Source organism: Acinetobacter sp. LipI_23 (genome assembly GCF_058243045.1).
In genome coordinates, this window is the sequence record NZ_JBZAYJ010000001.1 from 2,146,279 (window position 1) to 2,163,282 (window position 17,004).

General features: G+C 41.4%; 14 protein-coding genes. All 14 read left to right on the forward strand.

Going from position 1 to position 17,004, the window contains the following annotated elements; all coding sequences use genetic code 11:
- Positions 1 to 12 precede the first annotated feature (12 nt).
- Positions 13 to 900 (forward strand): bile acid:sodium symporter family protein, encoded by an 888-nt coding sequence (locus tag AC4CVD_RS10545; RefSeq protein ID WP_004982071.1) that lies wholly within the window; start codon positions 13 to 15, stop codon positions 898 to 900.
- 44 nt (positions 901 to 944) lie between these two features.
- A complete protein-coding gene (locus tag AC4CVD_RS10550; RefSeq protein ID WP_039890107.1) occupies positions 945 to 1,826 on the forward strand; it encodes a bile acid:sodium symporter family protein in 882 nt (293 codons plus the stop codon).
- 114 nt (positions 1,827 to 1,940) lie between these two features.
- Positions 1,941 to 2,843 carry a 50S ribosomal protein L11 methyltransferase gene (gene prmA / locus AC4CVD_RS10555; RefSeq protein WP_004696394.1) on the forward strand — a complete coding sequence of 301 codons (903 nt, stop codon included), beginning with the start codon at positions 1,941 to 1,943 and terminating at the stop codon, positions 2,841 to 2,843.
- 18 nt (positions 2,844 to 2,861) lie between these two features.
- Entirely contained in the window at positions 2,862 to 3,761 is a 900-nt protein-coding gene (locus AC4CVD_RS10560; protein WP_490753071.1) for an MJ0042-type zinc finger domain-containing protein, read from the forward strand.
- Between the two features lie 380 nt (positions 3,762 to 4,141).
- Positions 4,142 to 4,411 (forward strand): DNA-binding transcriptional regulator Fis, encoded by a 270-nt coding sequence (gene fis, locus AC4CVD_RS10565; RefSeq protein WP_001086304.1) that lies wholly within the window; start codon positions 4,142 to 4,144, stop codon positions 4,409 to 4,411.
- 90 nt (positions 4,412 to 4,501) lie between these two features.
- Positions 4,502 to 6,076, forward strand: coding sequence for a bifunctional phosphoribosylaminoimidazolecarboxamide formyltransferase/IMP cyclohydrolase (purH, locus tag AC4CVD_RS10570; RefSeq protein ID WP_078425887.1), 1,575 nt, complete (start codon positions 4,502 to 4,504; stop codon positions 6,074 to 6,076).
- 141 nt (positions 6,077 to 6,217) lie between these two features.
- On the forward strand, positions 6,218 to 7,501 hold the full coding sequence (gene purD / locus AC4CVD_RS10575; RefSeq protein WP_490753072.1) for a phosphoribosylamine--glycine ligase: 1,284 nt from the start codon (positions 6,218 to 6,220) through the stop codon (positions 7,499 to 7,501).
- Positions 7,502 to 8,089: 588 nt separating this feature from the next.
- Positions 8,090 to 8,962 (forward strand): MetQ/NlpA family ABC transporter substrate-binding protein, encoded by an 873-nt coding sequence (locus tag AC4CVD_RS10580; RefSeq protein ID WP_490753073.1) that lies wholly within the window; start codon positions 8,090 to 8,092, stop codon positions 8,960 to 8,962.
- A 73-nt stretch (positions 8,963 to 9,035) separates the two neighbouring features.
- On the forward strand, positions 9,036 to 10,061 hold the full coding sequence (locus AC4CVD_RS10585) for a methionine ABC transporter ATP-binding protein (RefSeq protein ID WP_195728083.1): 1,026 nt from the start codon (positions 9,036 to 9,038) through the stop codon (positions 10,059 to 10,061).
- A complete protein-coding gene (locus tag AC4CVD_RS10590) occupies positions 10,058 to 10,753 on the forward strand; it encodes a methionine ABC transporter permease (RefSeq protein ID WP_004696373.1) in 696 nt (231 codons plus the stop codon). Before AC4CVD_RS10585 ends, AC4CVD_RS10590 begins: the two co-directional genes overlap by 4 nt.
- An 86-nt stretch (positions 10,754 to 10,839) precedes the next feature.
- Positions 10,840 to 11,340 (forward strand): hypothetical protein, encoded by a 501-nt coding sequence (locus AC4CVD_RS10595; RefSeq protein WP_228199307.1) that lies wholly within the window; start codon positions 10,840 to 10,842, stop codon positions 11,338 to 11,340.
- A gap of 313 nt (positions 11,341 to 11,653) precedes the next feature.
- A complete protein-coding gene (gene dnaE, locus AC4CVD_RS10600; RefSeq protein WP_490753074.1) occupies positions 11,654 to 15,223 on the forward strand; it encodes a DNA polymerase III subunit alpha in 3,570 nt (1,189 codons plus the stop codon).
- Between the two features lie 33 nt (positions 15,224 to 15,256).
- On the forward strand, positions 15,257 to 16,105 hold the full coding sequence (locus AC4CVD_RS10605; RefSeq protein WP_490753075.1) for an RNA methyltransferase: 849 nt from the start codon (positions 15,257 to 15,259) through the stop codon (positions 16,103 to 16,105).
- Complete coding sequence (gene cysE, locus AC4CVD_RS10610) at positions 16,098 to 16,907, forward strand: serine O-acetyltransferase (RefSeq protein ID WP_004696365.1); 810 nt, start codon at positions 16,098 to 16,100, stop codon at positions 16,905 to 16,907. The genes AC4CVD_RS10605 and cysE overlap by 8 nt, the downstream gene beginning before the upstream one ends.
- The last annotated feature ends 97 nt before the right edge of the window (positions 16,908 to 17,004 follow it).

Sequence of the window (17,004 nt, forward strand, 5' to 3'; positions counted from 1 at the left end):
AAAAGGTATTCCATGGATTCGGAATTGTTTACAGTTTTTTTGCCTTTGACTTTGGCATTAATGATGATGGGTCTTGGTTTACACCTACGCCCAGCTGATTTTTATCGCCTCACACTGCATCCCAAAGTCATTTTCATCGCGTTATTTTCACAGTTGGTTTTATTGGTGGGCATTGCGTTCCTCATTTGCCAATTTTTAAATTTAGCGCCTATTTTCGCGATTGGTTTGATGCTCGTTGCAGCTTCACCAGGTGGGCCAACGTCAAACCTATTGACCTATTTATTTAAAGGTGATGTTGCGCTCAACATTACTCTTACAGCCACGAACTCCATCATTTCAACACTAACCCTGCCTTTTATTATTAATTTTTCACTGATGTACTTTCTACAAACATCACAACCCGTTGACATGCCCGCCATGAAAATGATGAAAGTTTTTTTCATCACTCTACTTCCAGTCAGCATGGGCATGTTTTTACGTTATTACTTTCCAAAACTTGCCGACAGATTAAACCGCCCAATGCGTATTTTATCTGCAAGCTGTCTTCTTTTTATCTTTTTTCTCGCACTGTACTTAGAGCGACATAATTTTGTTGAATATGTGTTTGAGATTGGGCCTGCCGTAGCCTTATTCTGCTTCTGTAGCATGTTTATTGGTTTTTTTGTGCCACATCTTGCCAATATTCCAGAAAAACAAGCGTTGACCTGCTCCTTTGAGATCACCATTCATAACACCGCACTTGCCATTACAGTTGCCCTGTCAGTCTTAGGCAACACTGCCATGGCCATTCCTGCCGGTATTTATTCTATTTTCATGTTTGTATTTGCTGCGTTATTAGGCCTATTAATCTCGCGAAGAAATGACAGTTTATTTTTGAAGAAAGAGACCGTAGCTGAATAATTTCACGGTCATGATTTATATAATTTTAAGGAGAATATGTACCTATGGATTCAGGAATGATAACTATTATGTTACCCCTAGCTCTTGCCATCATCATGATTGGCTTGGGCTTAGAGTTAACCCCAAAAGATTTTGCACGTGTGAGCAAACACCCCAAAGCAGTATTGGTTGCTTTATTTTGTCAGTTGGTACTTCTTGTTGGGATTGCCTTTGTGATTTGCAAAGTGCTCAACTTACCACCACTGCTTGCCGTCGGCTTAATGCTCTTAGCGGCTTCCCCAGGTGGTAGTACTGCAAATTTATTTAGCTATTTGTTCAAAGGTGATATTGCGCTCAATATTACCTTAACCGCGATTAACTCCGTTATTGCAGCGTTTACCTTACCTTTAATTGTCAACTTTGCCATTCAATACTTTATGCAGGATGGACAACACGTCAGTATGCAGTTTAGTAAAATCTTACAGGTTTTCTCGATTATTCTTATCCCCGTCTGTATTGGTATGTTGATTCGCCACTATGCACCCTCTTTTACCAAGAAGCTGAATAAGCCATTGCGTATTTTTTCTGTTGTATTTTTGGTCTTAATCATTGTTGGAGCAATAGCCAAAGAACGCGCACATATTCTGGAATATCTGACTCAGGTCGGTTTAGCCACAGTCATTTTCTGTATTTGTAGTTTAATGATTGGTTATTTTGTACCGAGACTACTGGGCATTAATAGTGCTCAAGCACGGGCCTGTGCCTTTGAAATTGGCATTCATAACAGCACCCTTGCCATGACCATTGCACTCACCGTGATGGCCAGTACGACCATTGCCATGCCCGCAGCGGTCTATTCTATTTTTATGTATATCTTTGCTGCCATCTTTGGCACATTACTCAACCGTTATGCTCCATCGGTTCAAACCAGTACAGAACAAGCCTAGAACAGATGTAGGTCTAAGGATGCTTCGGCATCCTTTTTTATTTTGAGGAATGCTGTCGAACTGCCCCCTGTTCCGCTACAATATTTATTTATACATAAATATTAGGTTATTCCTGTGAAGTGGTTACAAATTCATATTACGGTTGATCAAGCGCAAGTCGATTTTACTGAAACCCTTTTAGAATCTTTGGGTGCAGTCAGTGTCACATTAGATGATGCAGAAAACCAAGACTTACTTGAACCACTTCCAGGTGAAACGCCACTTTGGAATAAAGTCATTGTGACAGGTATTTATGCGCAAGAAGACGATGAAGAAATTGATGTCAATGCATTAGAAACTTTTATTCGCACTCAAATGCCTGATGCACCGATGCGTAGCGAATTTCTTGAAGACCAAGAATGGGAACGCACATGGATGGATGCCTACGAACCAATTCAAATTGCTGACAAATACTGGATCGTTCCTGAATGGATGGAAGCACCAGAACCAGATGCAGTCAACATTAAACTTGATCCAGGCTTAGCGTTTGGCACGGGGAACCATGCCTCTACTTTTCTTTGCCTGCAGTGGTTAGGTAAAACTGATGTTAAAGATAAAATCGTGATCGACTATGGTTGCGGTTCAGGTATTTTAGGTGTTGCTGCTCTACTTCTAGGTGCAAAAAAAGTCTATGCCACAGACATTGACCCTCAAGCAATTTTAGCCACTGAACAAAATGCGGCGCTCAATGGCGTGGCTGAGAACCTTTATGTCGGCTTACCAGACGAGTTCAATTTAGAGCTGGCTGACCAAAAAGCAGATGTATTTGTTGCAAATATTTTGGCAGGCCCGCTTATGATGTTAGCGCCGGAATTCGCAACTTTGGTCAAATCTGAGGGAGAGTTCGCACTTGCAGGTGTAATTGAAGAGCAAGTTTCTGATGTTTCTAGTGTTTATTCTGAGTTTTTTGATATATTAGAGGTCGAGAAACGTGATGAAAACTGGTGCCGAATCTCGGGTAAACGCCACACCCTTTAAATGAACTCTTAATACACTATGAGCGACAAACAAACCTCTTGCCCTAAATGCCTAACCATCTACAAAGTAAGTGTTGCGCAACTCACTGTTGCGCAAGGTATGGTTTGTTGCCCAAAGTGTTCGATGACCTTTAATGCGCTCTCGCATTTAACCACGGGTCATACTTTTGACACAGGTGAGGAAAGATCGTCGAATCAGAATGACATGAGCATGTCTTCAAATTCAGCATTTTCCTCTCCTCGTGTAGACAGCATTCATTTTGATTTATCACAATCTGCTGCGCTTTCAATGTCGACATCAAATTTGCTTGATATTTTCAACCTGAAAGTTGAGCACTCAAACATTGACCTTAAAACCTATTTAAACAATTTAAACTATTTTAGTACCGACCCGATTGGTAACTATCCTGCCATGAATTTGGCAGACAACAATCCAGCGAAACCACAAAAAAGCCCGATGTACTATATGCTTTGGGGTGTGATTAACTTCAGCTTATTGGCATTATTGTGTTTCCAATACCTATGGTTTAATCCACACATCCTCAATAATAGCCCCGCATTAGGTGCAACCTATAATAAAATTTGTCTCGTACTGAACTGTAGCAGCCTACAAGAACGTTACAGTCTGATCAGCATTAATAAATTAAAAGTAAAACGTATAGACAAGCAGAAAACTCAATTTTCAGGTGAACTGATCAATTATCATGATACCAGCCTTCCGCTACCTGATCTTAAGGTCATTTTAAAAGTGGATGGTGAAGTCGATTCAACCTATCAACTGCATGCAAATGAATATTTGATTGATAGCCTGGTTGGAATTAAACGAATTCCTAAAAATAGTCCATTCAAATTCAAATTTAGCCTGCCAGTAAGTCGTAAAAGCTTCAATCATTACAGTTTAGAAATAGTCCAGCCCTAAAATTAAAAAAAAATGTAAAAAAAGTGAAAAAAAATGCAGTTTTCTTGCTCACTTTTTCTTAGACAATGGTATGATACGCGCCACAAAAGCTTAGTGCTGCAATCTCCTCAGTCTTTTAATACAAATAGAACATCAGCAAAAATGCGCGTTATCAAAATATCGCGTATTGAGCAGATTTTTTTGTTTAAAAAAGGTCGGTAACAAATATTTAACTATTGTTACGCTTATATTTCGACCAACTTAGCGATATTGTGGCATGCTAAATGTACAGTTTTAGAACTAGTCGTTTTAGGATCTAAAACGAAGTTCATTTTAATTTTAGACCACTTTATATATGTCACTTTACCCAAGTGATATTTAGATTTTTCGGATTACTTCGCATGAATAGCAAATCTCCTATTTTTACTGCACAGTCTGATGTCGCTCTTCGTATTCACGTAGATCGCGCAGTTCGCCACTATTTTGCACAACTGCAAGGCGAGCAACCATCTCAGGTCTACGACATGGTGCTGGCAGAAATGGAGAAACCTCTTCTATCTGTAGTTTTAGAATATACCCGCGGTAACCAAACACGTGCTGCGGAGATTCTAGGACTTAACCGTGGAACTTTACGTAAAAAGTTAAAAGCTCACGGTTTAATGAGTGAATAAATGATAAAATGCTTGCGGCTTCCGCAGGCATTTTTTTTACCTGCTATTTTTGGCTTTTTGTTTTAATTCTTGATAACTGTGACGAAGATCATGACCATTAAACGCGCTTTAATCTCTGTTTCCGATAAAACTGGCATTGTTGAGTTCGCTCAAAACCTTGTTGCTCTAGGGGTAGAAATTTTATCTACTGGCGGTACATATAAGTTGTTAAAAGACAACAATATCGCTGTAGTCGAAGTTTCAGAGCATACTGGTTTCCCAGAAATGATGGATGGTCGTGTAAAAACGCTACACCCGAAAATTCATGGTGGTATCTTAGCTCGTCGCGGTCTAGACGAAGCTGTGATGGCTGAACACAATATCGATGCGATCGATCTTGTGGTTGTGAACCTTTATCCATTTGCTGCAACAGTCGCTAAACCAAACTGCTCACTTGCGGATGCGATTGAAAATATCGACATCGGCGGTCCAACTATGGTTCGCGCTGCGGCAAAAAACCATGCTTCTGTCGGTATTGTGGTCAATGCTACAGACTATGACACTGTTGTTGCTGAGCTAAAAGCAAATGGTGCTTTGTCTTACGAAACTCGTTTTGACTTAGCCGTTAAAGCATTTGAACATACAGCACAGTATGATGGCATGATTGCTTCTTACCTAGGCGCTCGCGTAGGCAAGGAAGAAGGTCAAGCAGACAAGTTTGCACGTACCTTCAATACACAATTAAATAAAGCTCAAGACTTGCGTTATGGTGAAAACCCGCATCAGTCAGCAGCATTCTATGTAGAAAGCACAGCAACTGAAGCCTCTGTTTCAACAGCGAAACAACTTCAAGGTAAAGAACTTTCTTATAACAACATTGCAGATACAGATGCCGCACTTGAATGTGTGAAATCATTTGCAAAACCTGCTTGTGTCATCGTTAAACACGCAAACCCATGTGGCGTTGCGGTGTCTTTAGATGGTATTCAAGCGGCATATAACTTGGCTTATGCGACAGATCCTGAATCAGCTTTTGGCGGCATCATTGCATTCAACCGTGAATTAGACGTTGCAACTGCACAAGCGATTGTTGACCGTCAGTTTGTGGAAGTGATCATTGCGCCAAGCATTGCTGAAGGCGTACTTGAAGTCACTGGCGCGAAGAAAAATGTTCGTGTTCTCGTTTGTGGTGAATTACCGGCACTTGATGAACGTGCGCCACAACTTGACTATAAACGCGTAAATGGCGGTTTATTGGTTCAAGACCAAGACTTAGGCATGATCACCAAAGATGATCTAAAAGTCGTGACGAAACGTGCACCAACGGATGCTGAAATTGATGACTTAATTTTTGCATGGAAAGTTGCGAAATACGTGAAATCAAATGCCATTGTTTATGCTAAAGGTCGTCAAACCATTGGTGTAGGCGCAGGTCAAATGAGCCGTGTTAACTCAGCGCGTATTGCTGCAATTAAAGCGGAGCATGCAGGCTTAGTGGTTGAAGGTGCTGTAATGGCGTCTGATGCATTCTTCCCATTCCGCGATGGTATTGATAATGCAGCGAAAGCAGGCATTAAATGTATCATCCAACCGGGTGGTTCTATGCGTGATGAAGAAACCATTGCTGCTGCAGACGAAGCAGGTATTGCGATGGTCTTCACGGGCATGCGTCACTTCCGTCATTAATTTACAATAATTCATATTCAAAAATCCCCCTAAATCCCCCTTTTTAAAGGGGGACTTGTCATGAATTAAAGGACTCTTTAAATTCGTGATGCCCCTCCCTTTTCAAAGGGAGGTTGGGAGGGATTAAAAAAGGATAGTAAGATGAACATGTTAGTTTTGGGTAATGGCGGTCGTGAACATGCATTGGCATGGAAAATCGCTCAAGATGAAAAAGTTGCAAAAGTTTTTGTTGCACCAGGTAATGCAGGAACTGCAACAGAAAACAAATGTGAAAATGTTGCACTCAACATTTTAGACAATGTTGCAATTATCGACTTTGCAAAAAACAATGCAGTAGATTTGATTATTGTGGGTCCAGAAGCACCGCTTGTAAATGGTGTAGTTGATGCTTGCCGCGCGGCAGAGCTTCAAATTTGGGGCCCAACTCAATTTGCTGCCCAGCTAGAAGGCTCAAAAGCATTTGCTAAGCACTTCTTAAAACGCCACAACATTCCTACTGCGTTCTACGATGTATTTACTGAAGTCGATGCAGCGAAAGCATTTGTTGAAAAAAATGGCGCGCCAATCGTGATCAAAGCCGATGGTCTTGCTGCGGGTAAAGGCGTGATTGTAGCCATGACCAACCAAGAAGCTTTTGATGCGATTGATGACATGTTGGCGGGCAACAAGTTTGGTGATGCCGGTTCACGTGTTGTGATTGAACAGTTCCTTGCAGGTGAAGAAGCATCTTTCATTTGTATGATTGATGGCGACAACATCTTACCAATGGCAACATCTCAAGACCATAAGCGTATTTTTGAAGGCGACCAAGGTCCAAACACGGGTGGTATGGGTGCTTACTCTCCTGCTCCTGTGGTGACTGCAGATGTATTTGAAAAAACCATGAATGAAGTGATGCGTCCTACCGTTGAAGGTATGAAAAAAGACGGTCACGTTTATACAGGTTTCTTATACGCAGGCTTGATGATTGATGACAAAGGTCAACCAAAAGTGATCGAGTTCAACTGTCGTTTTGGTGACCCTGAAACTCAGCCGATTATGATGCGTTTAAAATCATCATTGGTCGATCTGGTTGAAGCTGGTATTGCAGGTAATCTTCCAGCAGAAGCTGAATGGGATGAACGCAAATCAATTGGTATTGTTCTTGCAGCTGAAGGCTACCCAGAAACCGTTCGTCAAGGTGACGTCATCTCTGGTCTTGGTCAATCTCCTGAAAACACAAAAATCTTCCATGCGGGCACAACAATGAGTGCCGACGGTCACATCTTGACTGCGGGTGGTCGTGTTTTATGTGTGACAGCTCTTGGTGATACCGTACTTGAAGCACAAGTCAATGCTTTAGAAGTTTGTGGTCAAGTCACATTTACGGGTATGCAATACCGTACAGATATTGGTTATCGTGCCATTGCGCGTGAAAACGCATAAGTAATGCAGTCAACACACTTTAAAAAACCCGCTAAATGCGGGTTTTTTTATTGCAAACCGCTGCGAATTTTTTTAAATATATCCGTATGAATATAAATTAATTTCTAAAGATATAGCTATATTCATCCTATATTCTGAGACATACTTTTTGCACTTTATACTCGTTATATCTATTTTTTGTATTTAGTTTAGATAAAATCTTATAAAGCACAAAATTTATGCAAATTATTATTTTTAAATAGATTAATTAAAAATAATATATTGTTTTCATTATAAAATTATAAACAAAATGCAAATTACTAATCTTTAAATAAGATAAGTATTGAACTTTTATGCTCTATATCGAATATTACTTTGTTGATATGATGTGCAAAATTTAACGATTGAGCAGAGATGTTTCTAGTGAGTTGAAAAAGTTAATCTTTTCCAAAGTGAAAGCACATATTCGACTGATATCGAATTGCACGCTTACAAAACTCACATTACAGTCATATGCAACAAATCAGGAATGCCTGATTTAAAATCAATTGATCTCTCTATTGTTCAGCTAAGTTAAGCCTCTTTTGGATGCTTAATCGGGAAGAAAAAATGAAAAAAATTCTAGGAATTGCGCTGGGTTTATCTGTTGCTTTAACGGGTTGCAGCAAACCTGAAGCCCCTGCAACAGATGCGGTTAAAACGGATACAGCGGCAACTGAACAAACAGTAACCATCGCATCAACTGGTTCTGATGCTGATATTTGGCGCCACATTGCAACTTTGCCAGAAACCAAAGCAGCTGGCTTAAAGTTAGACATTAAAAACTTCACCGACTATGTCGCAATGAATACTGCTGTTGCAAACAATGAAGTCGATGTCAACGCATTCCAATCTTATGCTTACCTTGTGGCATATAATGAAGCGAACACAGCGAAGATTGCCCCTCTTTCAACGACCTACTTAGAACCAATGGGCATCTATTCAAGCAAAGTAAAAACACTGGCTGAATTTAAAAATGGTGCAACGATTGCGATTCCAAATGATGGTGCGAACGAATCACGTGCATTGTTATTATTACAATCTGCGGGTCTAGTGAAGTTAAAAAATGACTTTGACTTCGTGAAGGGCACTTCGAAAGACATCGTTGAAAACAACAAAGCTCTCGTCATCAAGCCTATTCAAATGGCAACGGCTGTACGTGTGAAAGACGAAGTTGATGCAATTGTTTTGGGTAATACCCTTGCAATGGAAGGTGGTCTAAACGTATTGAAAGATGCGATTTACTATGAGCCAATCGATCAAACCACAAAAATGAACGTAAACGTACTTGCTGTGGCTGAAGCGCGTCAAAATGACCCTGTACTGAAAAAAGTCGGTGAACTTTACCATGTCGCTGCAGTAGGCAAATATGTTCAAGAACATTTTGGCGGCACAAAAATTGATGTGAACAAGCCAGTAAGCTACCTTACTCAAGCTAAATAGTAATATAATCAAATCAACGAAACAGGCAAAGTCTCTTTGCCTGTTTTTTCATTTTTGTGTAGTTTTTGACGATATGATTCAATTTAAAAACATTTCAAAGCACTATCAGTTGAAGGGCCAAACCATTCCTGCACTGGACCAAATCAATTTGGACATTCCAGAAGGCAGTATTTTTGGCGTTATTGGCTATAGTGGTGCAGGTAAAAGTACCCTCATTCGTTTGATCAATTTACTTGAACGTCCAACCGAAGGACAAGTAATTATCAATCAGAAAGACTTTACTGCATTAGATGCAAAAGCATTACGTCAAGAACGTGCAAATATTGGCATGATTTTCCAGCATTTCAACTTACTGCAAACCAAAACCGTTGCAGCCAATATTGAAATGCCCATGAAACTTTTAGGTTATAGCAAAGCTGAACGTGAAAAACGTTTGAATGAGCTACTTGAGTTTATTGATCTCAAACACAAAAAAGAAGCTTATCCAGACGAACTTTCGGGTGGTCAAAAACAACGTGTCGGTATTGCACGTGCGCTTGCCAACCATCCTAAAATATTACTTTGTGACGAAGCGACTTCTGCACTAGACCCACAAACCACCAAGTCTGTTTTAGACTTGCTCAAAAAAATCAATCAAGAGCAAGGCATTACCATCGTCATGGTGACACATGAAATGGATGTGATTCAAAGCATCTGCTCACATGTGGCCGTGATGGAACTTGGCAAAGTAGTTGAAACTGGAAAAACGGTGGACTTATTTAGTCGTCCGCAACATGCAACGACACAGAATTTTATTCAAACGATTTTGCATCAACAGCTACCAATTAAACTTCTGAATAACCTCGAACATAAGCATCATCATAGTATTTACCGCTTACAGTTCCTGGGTAACTCTGCACACGAAACAGTAATTCAAAACTTAATTAAACAGTTTGATATTAGTCTCAATATCCTGTTTGCCAACATGATTGAAATTGATGGCAATGTGATTGGACAAATGTTTGTTCAGCTCTTGGGTAATGAAAGCCTGATTGCTGAAGCGGTTGAGTTTTTAAAACAACATGGTGTGGCTGTTGAACAATCAGGAGAGCTGGCATGAGAGATTTAATTGTCCAGTGGTTAACTCAAATCACAGCGCCTTTTTGGAAAAGCTCTTTATCAATTGACCAGTTTATTACTGCTTTGCAAGAAACATTTCATATGGTGTTTTTTGCAATGCTATTTGGCTGTATTTGGGGCTTTATTCAGGCCATCATTTTATTGGTCACACGTCCTGATGGTATTTTGCCAAACAAAGCGATTTATCACAGCCTGAACCCAATTGTGAATGCCCTGCGCTCTCTGCCCTTTATTATTTTGCTGATTGCGGTTTTACCTTTAACCAAACTCATCGTCGGCACATCGATTGGCACGTGGGCAGCGATTGTTCCGCTCACCATTTATGTTGGACCATACATTGGTCGTTTGGTGGAAACTTCATTACTGGAAGTGAATGAGGGGATTATCGAATCTGCACAAGCCATGGGTGCAACTCCACTACAAATCATCTTTAAATTTATTTTACCTGAAGCACGCAGTTCACTGATTTTAAACTTAACCACAGCCACGATTAGCTTAATTGGTGCAACCGCGATGGCCGGTGCAGTGGGTGCAGGTGGTATTGGTGACCTTGCTATTTCTTATGGTTATCAACGTTTTGATACCAGTGTCGTGATCCTCACGGTGATTGTGCTGTTAATCATGGTGCAAATTGTACAATCCGTTGGCGATTGGCTATCTAAACTGCGCTAACAAAATTAAGCTCTCAATATTGGGAGCTTTTTTTCAGGTCTAAGTTTTATATCATGCGGCAAACAAAACTTTTAAAAGCTATAACGATGAAAATAACAACTCTATTGATCAGTCTAAGTCTTTTGCCGATGCTCAGTCATGCAGCTTCAAATCCCTATAACTACGTCACCAGTGTGAAAGTGAATCAGGTTGAACTCAATGCACCCGTGTCAGCACATCAAGTCAGTCAATTACTCGCTCCTCCGAATGGAAAAACCAGCAAACTATATGCCGAATGTACAGGCAACTATGAATACAGTATTACAAGTACCCAACCCAAAAGCCTAAAGTTTGAGATTTTTAACGAAGATAATCCAAAGATTCAGACTGAAAAATTCTATAAAGACAAAACGAATTTCAAACAACTCGGTCAAACCAAAGGCCGTGTTTGGCTTGACTGGAAAAGCACTCAAGCGATGAGTGAAAATATACGCGTGCAAAATATTCAGATCACACCGAATTATACTTTGCAGCAGTTTAAACAAGACTTTAAATACAGTGCACAAGGTATGGTAGCATCAGGTGAAGCCCAAGTTTTGCTCTTGTAGCCCAATGAAATCAAAGCCTTTCTAAAAGAACCGCAAGACTTTGCCCCACCCTACACGGCTTATCTCAACTTTGGTTTTAAAAATGGACGGTTAAGCAGCTTTGCCATTCAGCAAGCAGTGGCCTGCTAAAGGCTTTTATGCCAAGAAACAATGCGACTAACATTGACTTTTCTAAGTCGTTTAGAACTTACTGACAATAAAATAAACAGTCCAAACACTGCGACCTATTAAATTTTGCCAATTCATTTGAATGGCACTCAGAATGAAGGCAGAGCATGTTAAACTATCCAGCGGTTTTTGCAGGGACTCACTTATGCACTTTGTACATCTTGGTATTCATACAGAATTTTCAATCACAGAATCAATTGTACGTATACCTGATTTAGTCAAAGCTGCTAAGGCAGAAGGTATGCCAGCCCTTGCCATTACTGACTTATCTAACTTACATGCTGCTGTAAAATTTTATGGTAAATGCTTAGATAATGGTATCAAACCGATTATGGGTTCAGAAGTTCGCTTGAACGATGCTGAACATCGTGTGACATTATTGGCGATGAGCAATGTTGGCTGGCGTAATCTAACCGAACTGGTTTCAGAAGGTTTTATCCGAGGTCAACAGCTTGATATTCCTTGCGTTGCAAAAGACTGGATTTTAGAACAAAACCATGACCTGATTGCGCTACTTGGCATGCGATCTGATGTCGGCAAAATGCTTTGTACATCGAATCCGCAAAAAGCTGAACCTTTACTCGAAGAATGGATTGCAAAGTTTGGCAATCGTGTTTATTTGGCTCTATGTCGAACAGAACGCTCCGGTGAAGATGACTTCAATTATGAAGCCATAAAACTGGCTAAAAAATACAATATTGGTGTAGTTGCGCACAACGATGTGCACTTCATGAAAGAAATCGACTTTGAAGCACACGAAGCTCGGGTCTGTATTGCCGATGGTTATGTATTAGGGGATAACCGCCGACCAAAAAATTACTCTCCAGAACAATATTTTAAATCTGGCCAACAAATGGCGGAATTATTTGCAGACATTCCATCTGCAATTGAAAATACTTATCAAATTGCTAAGCGTTGTAACGTTACTCTGCAATTAGGTAAATACTTCCTGCCTGACTACCCTATTCCTGAAGGCCATACCATTGACACCTACTTTGCACATTTATCCAAAGAAGGTTTAGAAGAGCGTTTAGACTTTTTATATCCACCTGAAACGCGTGATGAATACTGGCCTCAAAAACGTAAAGAATATGATGATCGTTTAGAATATGAAATCGGGACCATTCTTAAAATGGGTTTTCCGGGCTATTTCTTGATTGTCATGGACTTCATCCAATGGTCCAAAGGTAATGGCGTTCCCGTTGGTCCGGGTCGTGGTTCAGGTGCAGGTTCACTTGTTGCATACAGCTTAAAAATTACGGATCTCGATCCTCTCCCATACGGGCTACTTTTCGAACGCTTCTTAAACCCAGAACGTGTTTCAATGCCCGATTTCGACGTCGATTTCTGTATTGCTGGTCGTGATCGTGTGATTGACTATGTGGCGCGTACATACGGACGCGATGCAGTATCACAAATTGCCACCTTCGGCACCATGGCAGCCAAAGGTGCCATTCGTGATGTGGCGCGTGTCTTGGGTAAATCCTATGGTTTGGCAGACCGAATCTCAAAAATGATTCCGACTAAACCTTTAGGTTTAAGCCTCGAAGAGTCGATTGAAGCAGAGCCACAACTTAAAGATATTGTTACTAACCCATCCAACCCAGACAATGACGATGCCGCTGAAATTTGGGAAATGGCATTAAAACTCGAAGGCATTACCCGTAACACAGGTAAACACGCAGGTGGCGTAGTCATTTCCCCGACTAAAATTACCGACTTTTCTGCCGTCCTATGTGACGCAGATGGTACAGGCCGTGTTGCGCAGTACGATAAAGACGATGTTGAATCTGCAGGTCTAGTGAAGTTCGACTTCTTGGGTCTGCGTAACTTAACGGTCATTGAAGATGCCGTGAAGAATATCAATAAGCGCATTCAGCTAGATGTGCCTTTAGACATTGCTTTCATTCCGCTTGATGACAAAGATGCATATCTCATCTTTGCCAATGCTAACACCACAGCGGTCTTCCAGTTTGAATCCGTGGGCATGAAAAAAATGCTCAAGGAAGCACGTCCAAGCAAATTTGAAGAAATTATCGCCTTCGTATCCCTTTACCGCCCGGGTCCGATGGACCTGATTCCTGACTTTATCCACCGTATGCATGGTGGCGAGTTTGAATATCTCCATCCCCTACTTGAAGGTGTACTTGAACCGACTTACGGCATTATGGTTTACCAAGAACAGGTAATGCAGGCAGCACAGTATTGTGCGGGCTATAGCTTGGGTGGTGCGGACTTACTACGTCGTGCGATGGGTAAGAAAAAGCCCGAAGAAATGGTCAAACAGCGCCAAATTTTCACGGAAGGTGCAGCCAAAAAAGACATTGATGAAGCCACTGCCAACCATATCTTTGACTATATGGAAAAGTTCGCAGGTTATGGCTTTAACAAATCGCATGCCGCAGCTTATGCCTTAGTGGCCTATCAAACGGCATGGCTCAAAGCGCATTATCCAGCTGAATTCTTAGCAGCGGTGATGTCATCGGAAATGCAAAACACCGATAACGTGGTGTTCTTGATTGATGACTGTCGCCACAATGATATAGAGGTATTGCCGCCTTCGGTCAATATGTCTATCTATCAATTCCATGCTTCGGACGACAAAACGATCGTCTATGGGCTCGGTGCAATTAAAGGCGTCGGTGAAGCGGCGATGCAGTCGGTTATTGACTCGCGTATTCAAGATGGGCCTTATCGTGACTTGTTTGATTTCTGCCATCGAATTGATCTGAAAAAAATCAATAAACGGACTTTAGAAGCATTGATTCGCTCAGGTGCTTTAGACTGCCTCGGCATTGAGCGCTCAAGTCTAATGGCGCAGCTACCTGAAGCGGTACAAGCAGCGGATCAAGCTCGCTCAAACCGTGAAACAGGCATTATGGACTTGTTTGGGGAGGTTGAAGAATTACAACGTAAACCTGCCAAACCTGTTAAGCCATGGTCAGATGAAGTCCGTCTCAAAGGTGAAAAAGACACCCTAGGGTTGTATTTAACCGGTCACCCGATCGATGTCTATCGCACTGAGTTGAAAGCGTTTATTCCGAACAAAATTAATGAACTTACCCCAACCCGTCGCGGTGTTACTACGGTTTTTGCTGGTCTTGTGGTTGATGTAGCCAACTTCCCGAACCGAATGATGGTGACCTTAGATGATGGTACCTCACGGATTGAAGTCTCTGCGAATCATGAACGCTTTATGCGTTTTAAAGACATCATTCAAAATGAAAAAGTGGTGGTGATTGAGGGTGAAATTTACGAGCGTGAAGGTTTTGACCGCCCAATGGGGCGCTTAACCAAAGCATTTACGCTGAATGAAATTCGTCAAAAACGGGCCAACTGTATTCAAATTCGTCTCGACCCAACACATAGCACAAAAACACTAAGCCAAGATTTAAAAAATATTCTTGCACCCTTTTGTAATGTCGATATGTGTAACCACATCCCGCTGCAATTGCTGTTGGACTACCCGTATGCCACGGCTGAATTACACTTAGGGATTAATTGGAAAGTGGCGCCGCAGGATGAACTACTTTCTAAACTCCGTGACTATTTTGGTAAAGAAAATCTTCATGTGGAATATCAGGTCAAATCCAAAGCCGCCAAAGCGGTGAGCTATGAAGAAGCCAAACCTGTAGATGTACCACCGCCACCTGCGGATATGAGCATGGATGATGCCATGGACTTATATCAAGCTGAAGTCGGTCAGTTCTCTTAATTATTTAAATTTTAAAGATTCATTGGAAAAATCATGAGCCAATTTGACAATGCCGCTGTTTCAGCGCATCTCTCCCATGTGCGTATTGTCATGGTCAATACTACACTCCCTGCGAACATTGGTAGCGCACTGCGTGCCATGAAAACGATGGGACTCTCAAAACTGGTTTTGGTTGCGCCAAAAACCTATCCGCATCCCGATATCGATGCTTTGGCTGCAGGTGCAACGGATTTAATCGAGCAGATTGAAATCGTTGAAACCCTTGCCGATGCCATCAAAGACTGCCATTTAGTGTTTGGCACGAGTGCACGTAGTCGTACCATTCCTTGGCCTTTGCTAGACGCACGTCCCGCGGCTGAAAAATCAATTTCAGCAGTGGTCAATGATCAGCAAGAGGTTGCTGTTGTATTTGGCCGTGAAGACCGCGGACTGACCAACGAAGAACTGGCCATGGCTAACTATCATGTCACCATTCCTGTAAATACAGACTATGGTGTACTAAATGTGGCTCAAGCCATTCAAGTGATTTGTTATGAAATGCGTATGGCAACTCTTGCTGCTGTGGAAAGCGGTAAAGATGAAGCTGCAACCATGCCTGTAACAGATACAGAGTCTATGCAGTGGGATGAGCCTTTGGTCACACATGAGCAAATGGAACAGTTCTACCCGCACATTGAAAAAATGTTGGCTGAGATTGAATTTTTAGATCCAAAAAATCCTCGCTTACTGCCTTTACGCTTGCGTCGTCTTTTTGGACGTATACAATTAGATCGTATGGAATATCATTTACTTCGTGGTATTTTTAGTCGTGTACAAGCTTTAAATAACGGCACATGGAAAAAGTCAAATACGGATCAAACAGAGGATCAATCAAATGCTTAAACAGCTCAAAGAAGATATACAAGCTGTATTCGCGCGCGATCCTGCGGCACGAAACACTTTAGAAGTTCTAACCACATATCCAGGCATTCATGCCTTGATCATGCACCGTATGGCGCATGAGTTATGGAAAAAAGAATGTAAAGGCTCAGCACGTTTATTGTCTTCTTTTAGCCGTTTTGCAACAGGTATTGAAATTCACCCGGGTGCTAAAATTGGTCGTCGTTTTTTTATTGACCATGGCATGGGCGTCGTGATTGGTGAAACCGCTGAAATTGGTGACGATGTGACCCTATATCACGGTGTCACTTTAGGTGGAACTACATGGAATAAAGGCAAACGTCACCCGACCTTAGAAGACGGCGTGGTGGTTGGTGCTGGTGCTAAAATTTTAGGCCCTTTTACTGTCGGTAAAAATGCGAAAGTCGGCTCAAATGCAGTCGTCACCAAAGCTGTTCCAGCTGACACCACCGCAGTGGGTAATCCTGCGCGCTTTATTTCTAAAGATAAACCGAAAGATGAAGCAGAAACACGTCGTCGCGATTATGCAGAAAGTATTGGTTTCCAACCTTATGCTGCAACGCAAGATCAGTCTGATCCAATTCTTGAAGGTATGCGTGTTCTACTTGACCGCATTCAGCTGAATGAGAAACGGATGAATACCCTATGCCAACGTTTGTCTTTGCTTGATCCAACCTTTAAAAAGCAACAACAAAATGAACAACCCTTTAGTGCTGAAGAATTGAAAATTTTGGAAGATGTACGCCGCGAATGTGAAGCTCAAAGCCTGCCATCCAATGACTAAACATGAAAAGTGTTAGTTTTTGAAACCCTGCCTATAGCAAACCTTGCATGTTCATCAGAGTTTTTTTAGACTGACGGACATGCCTTTTATACCACTT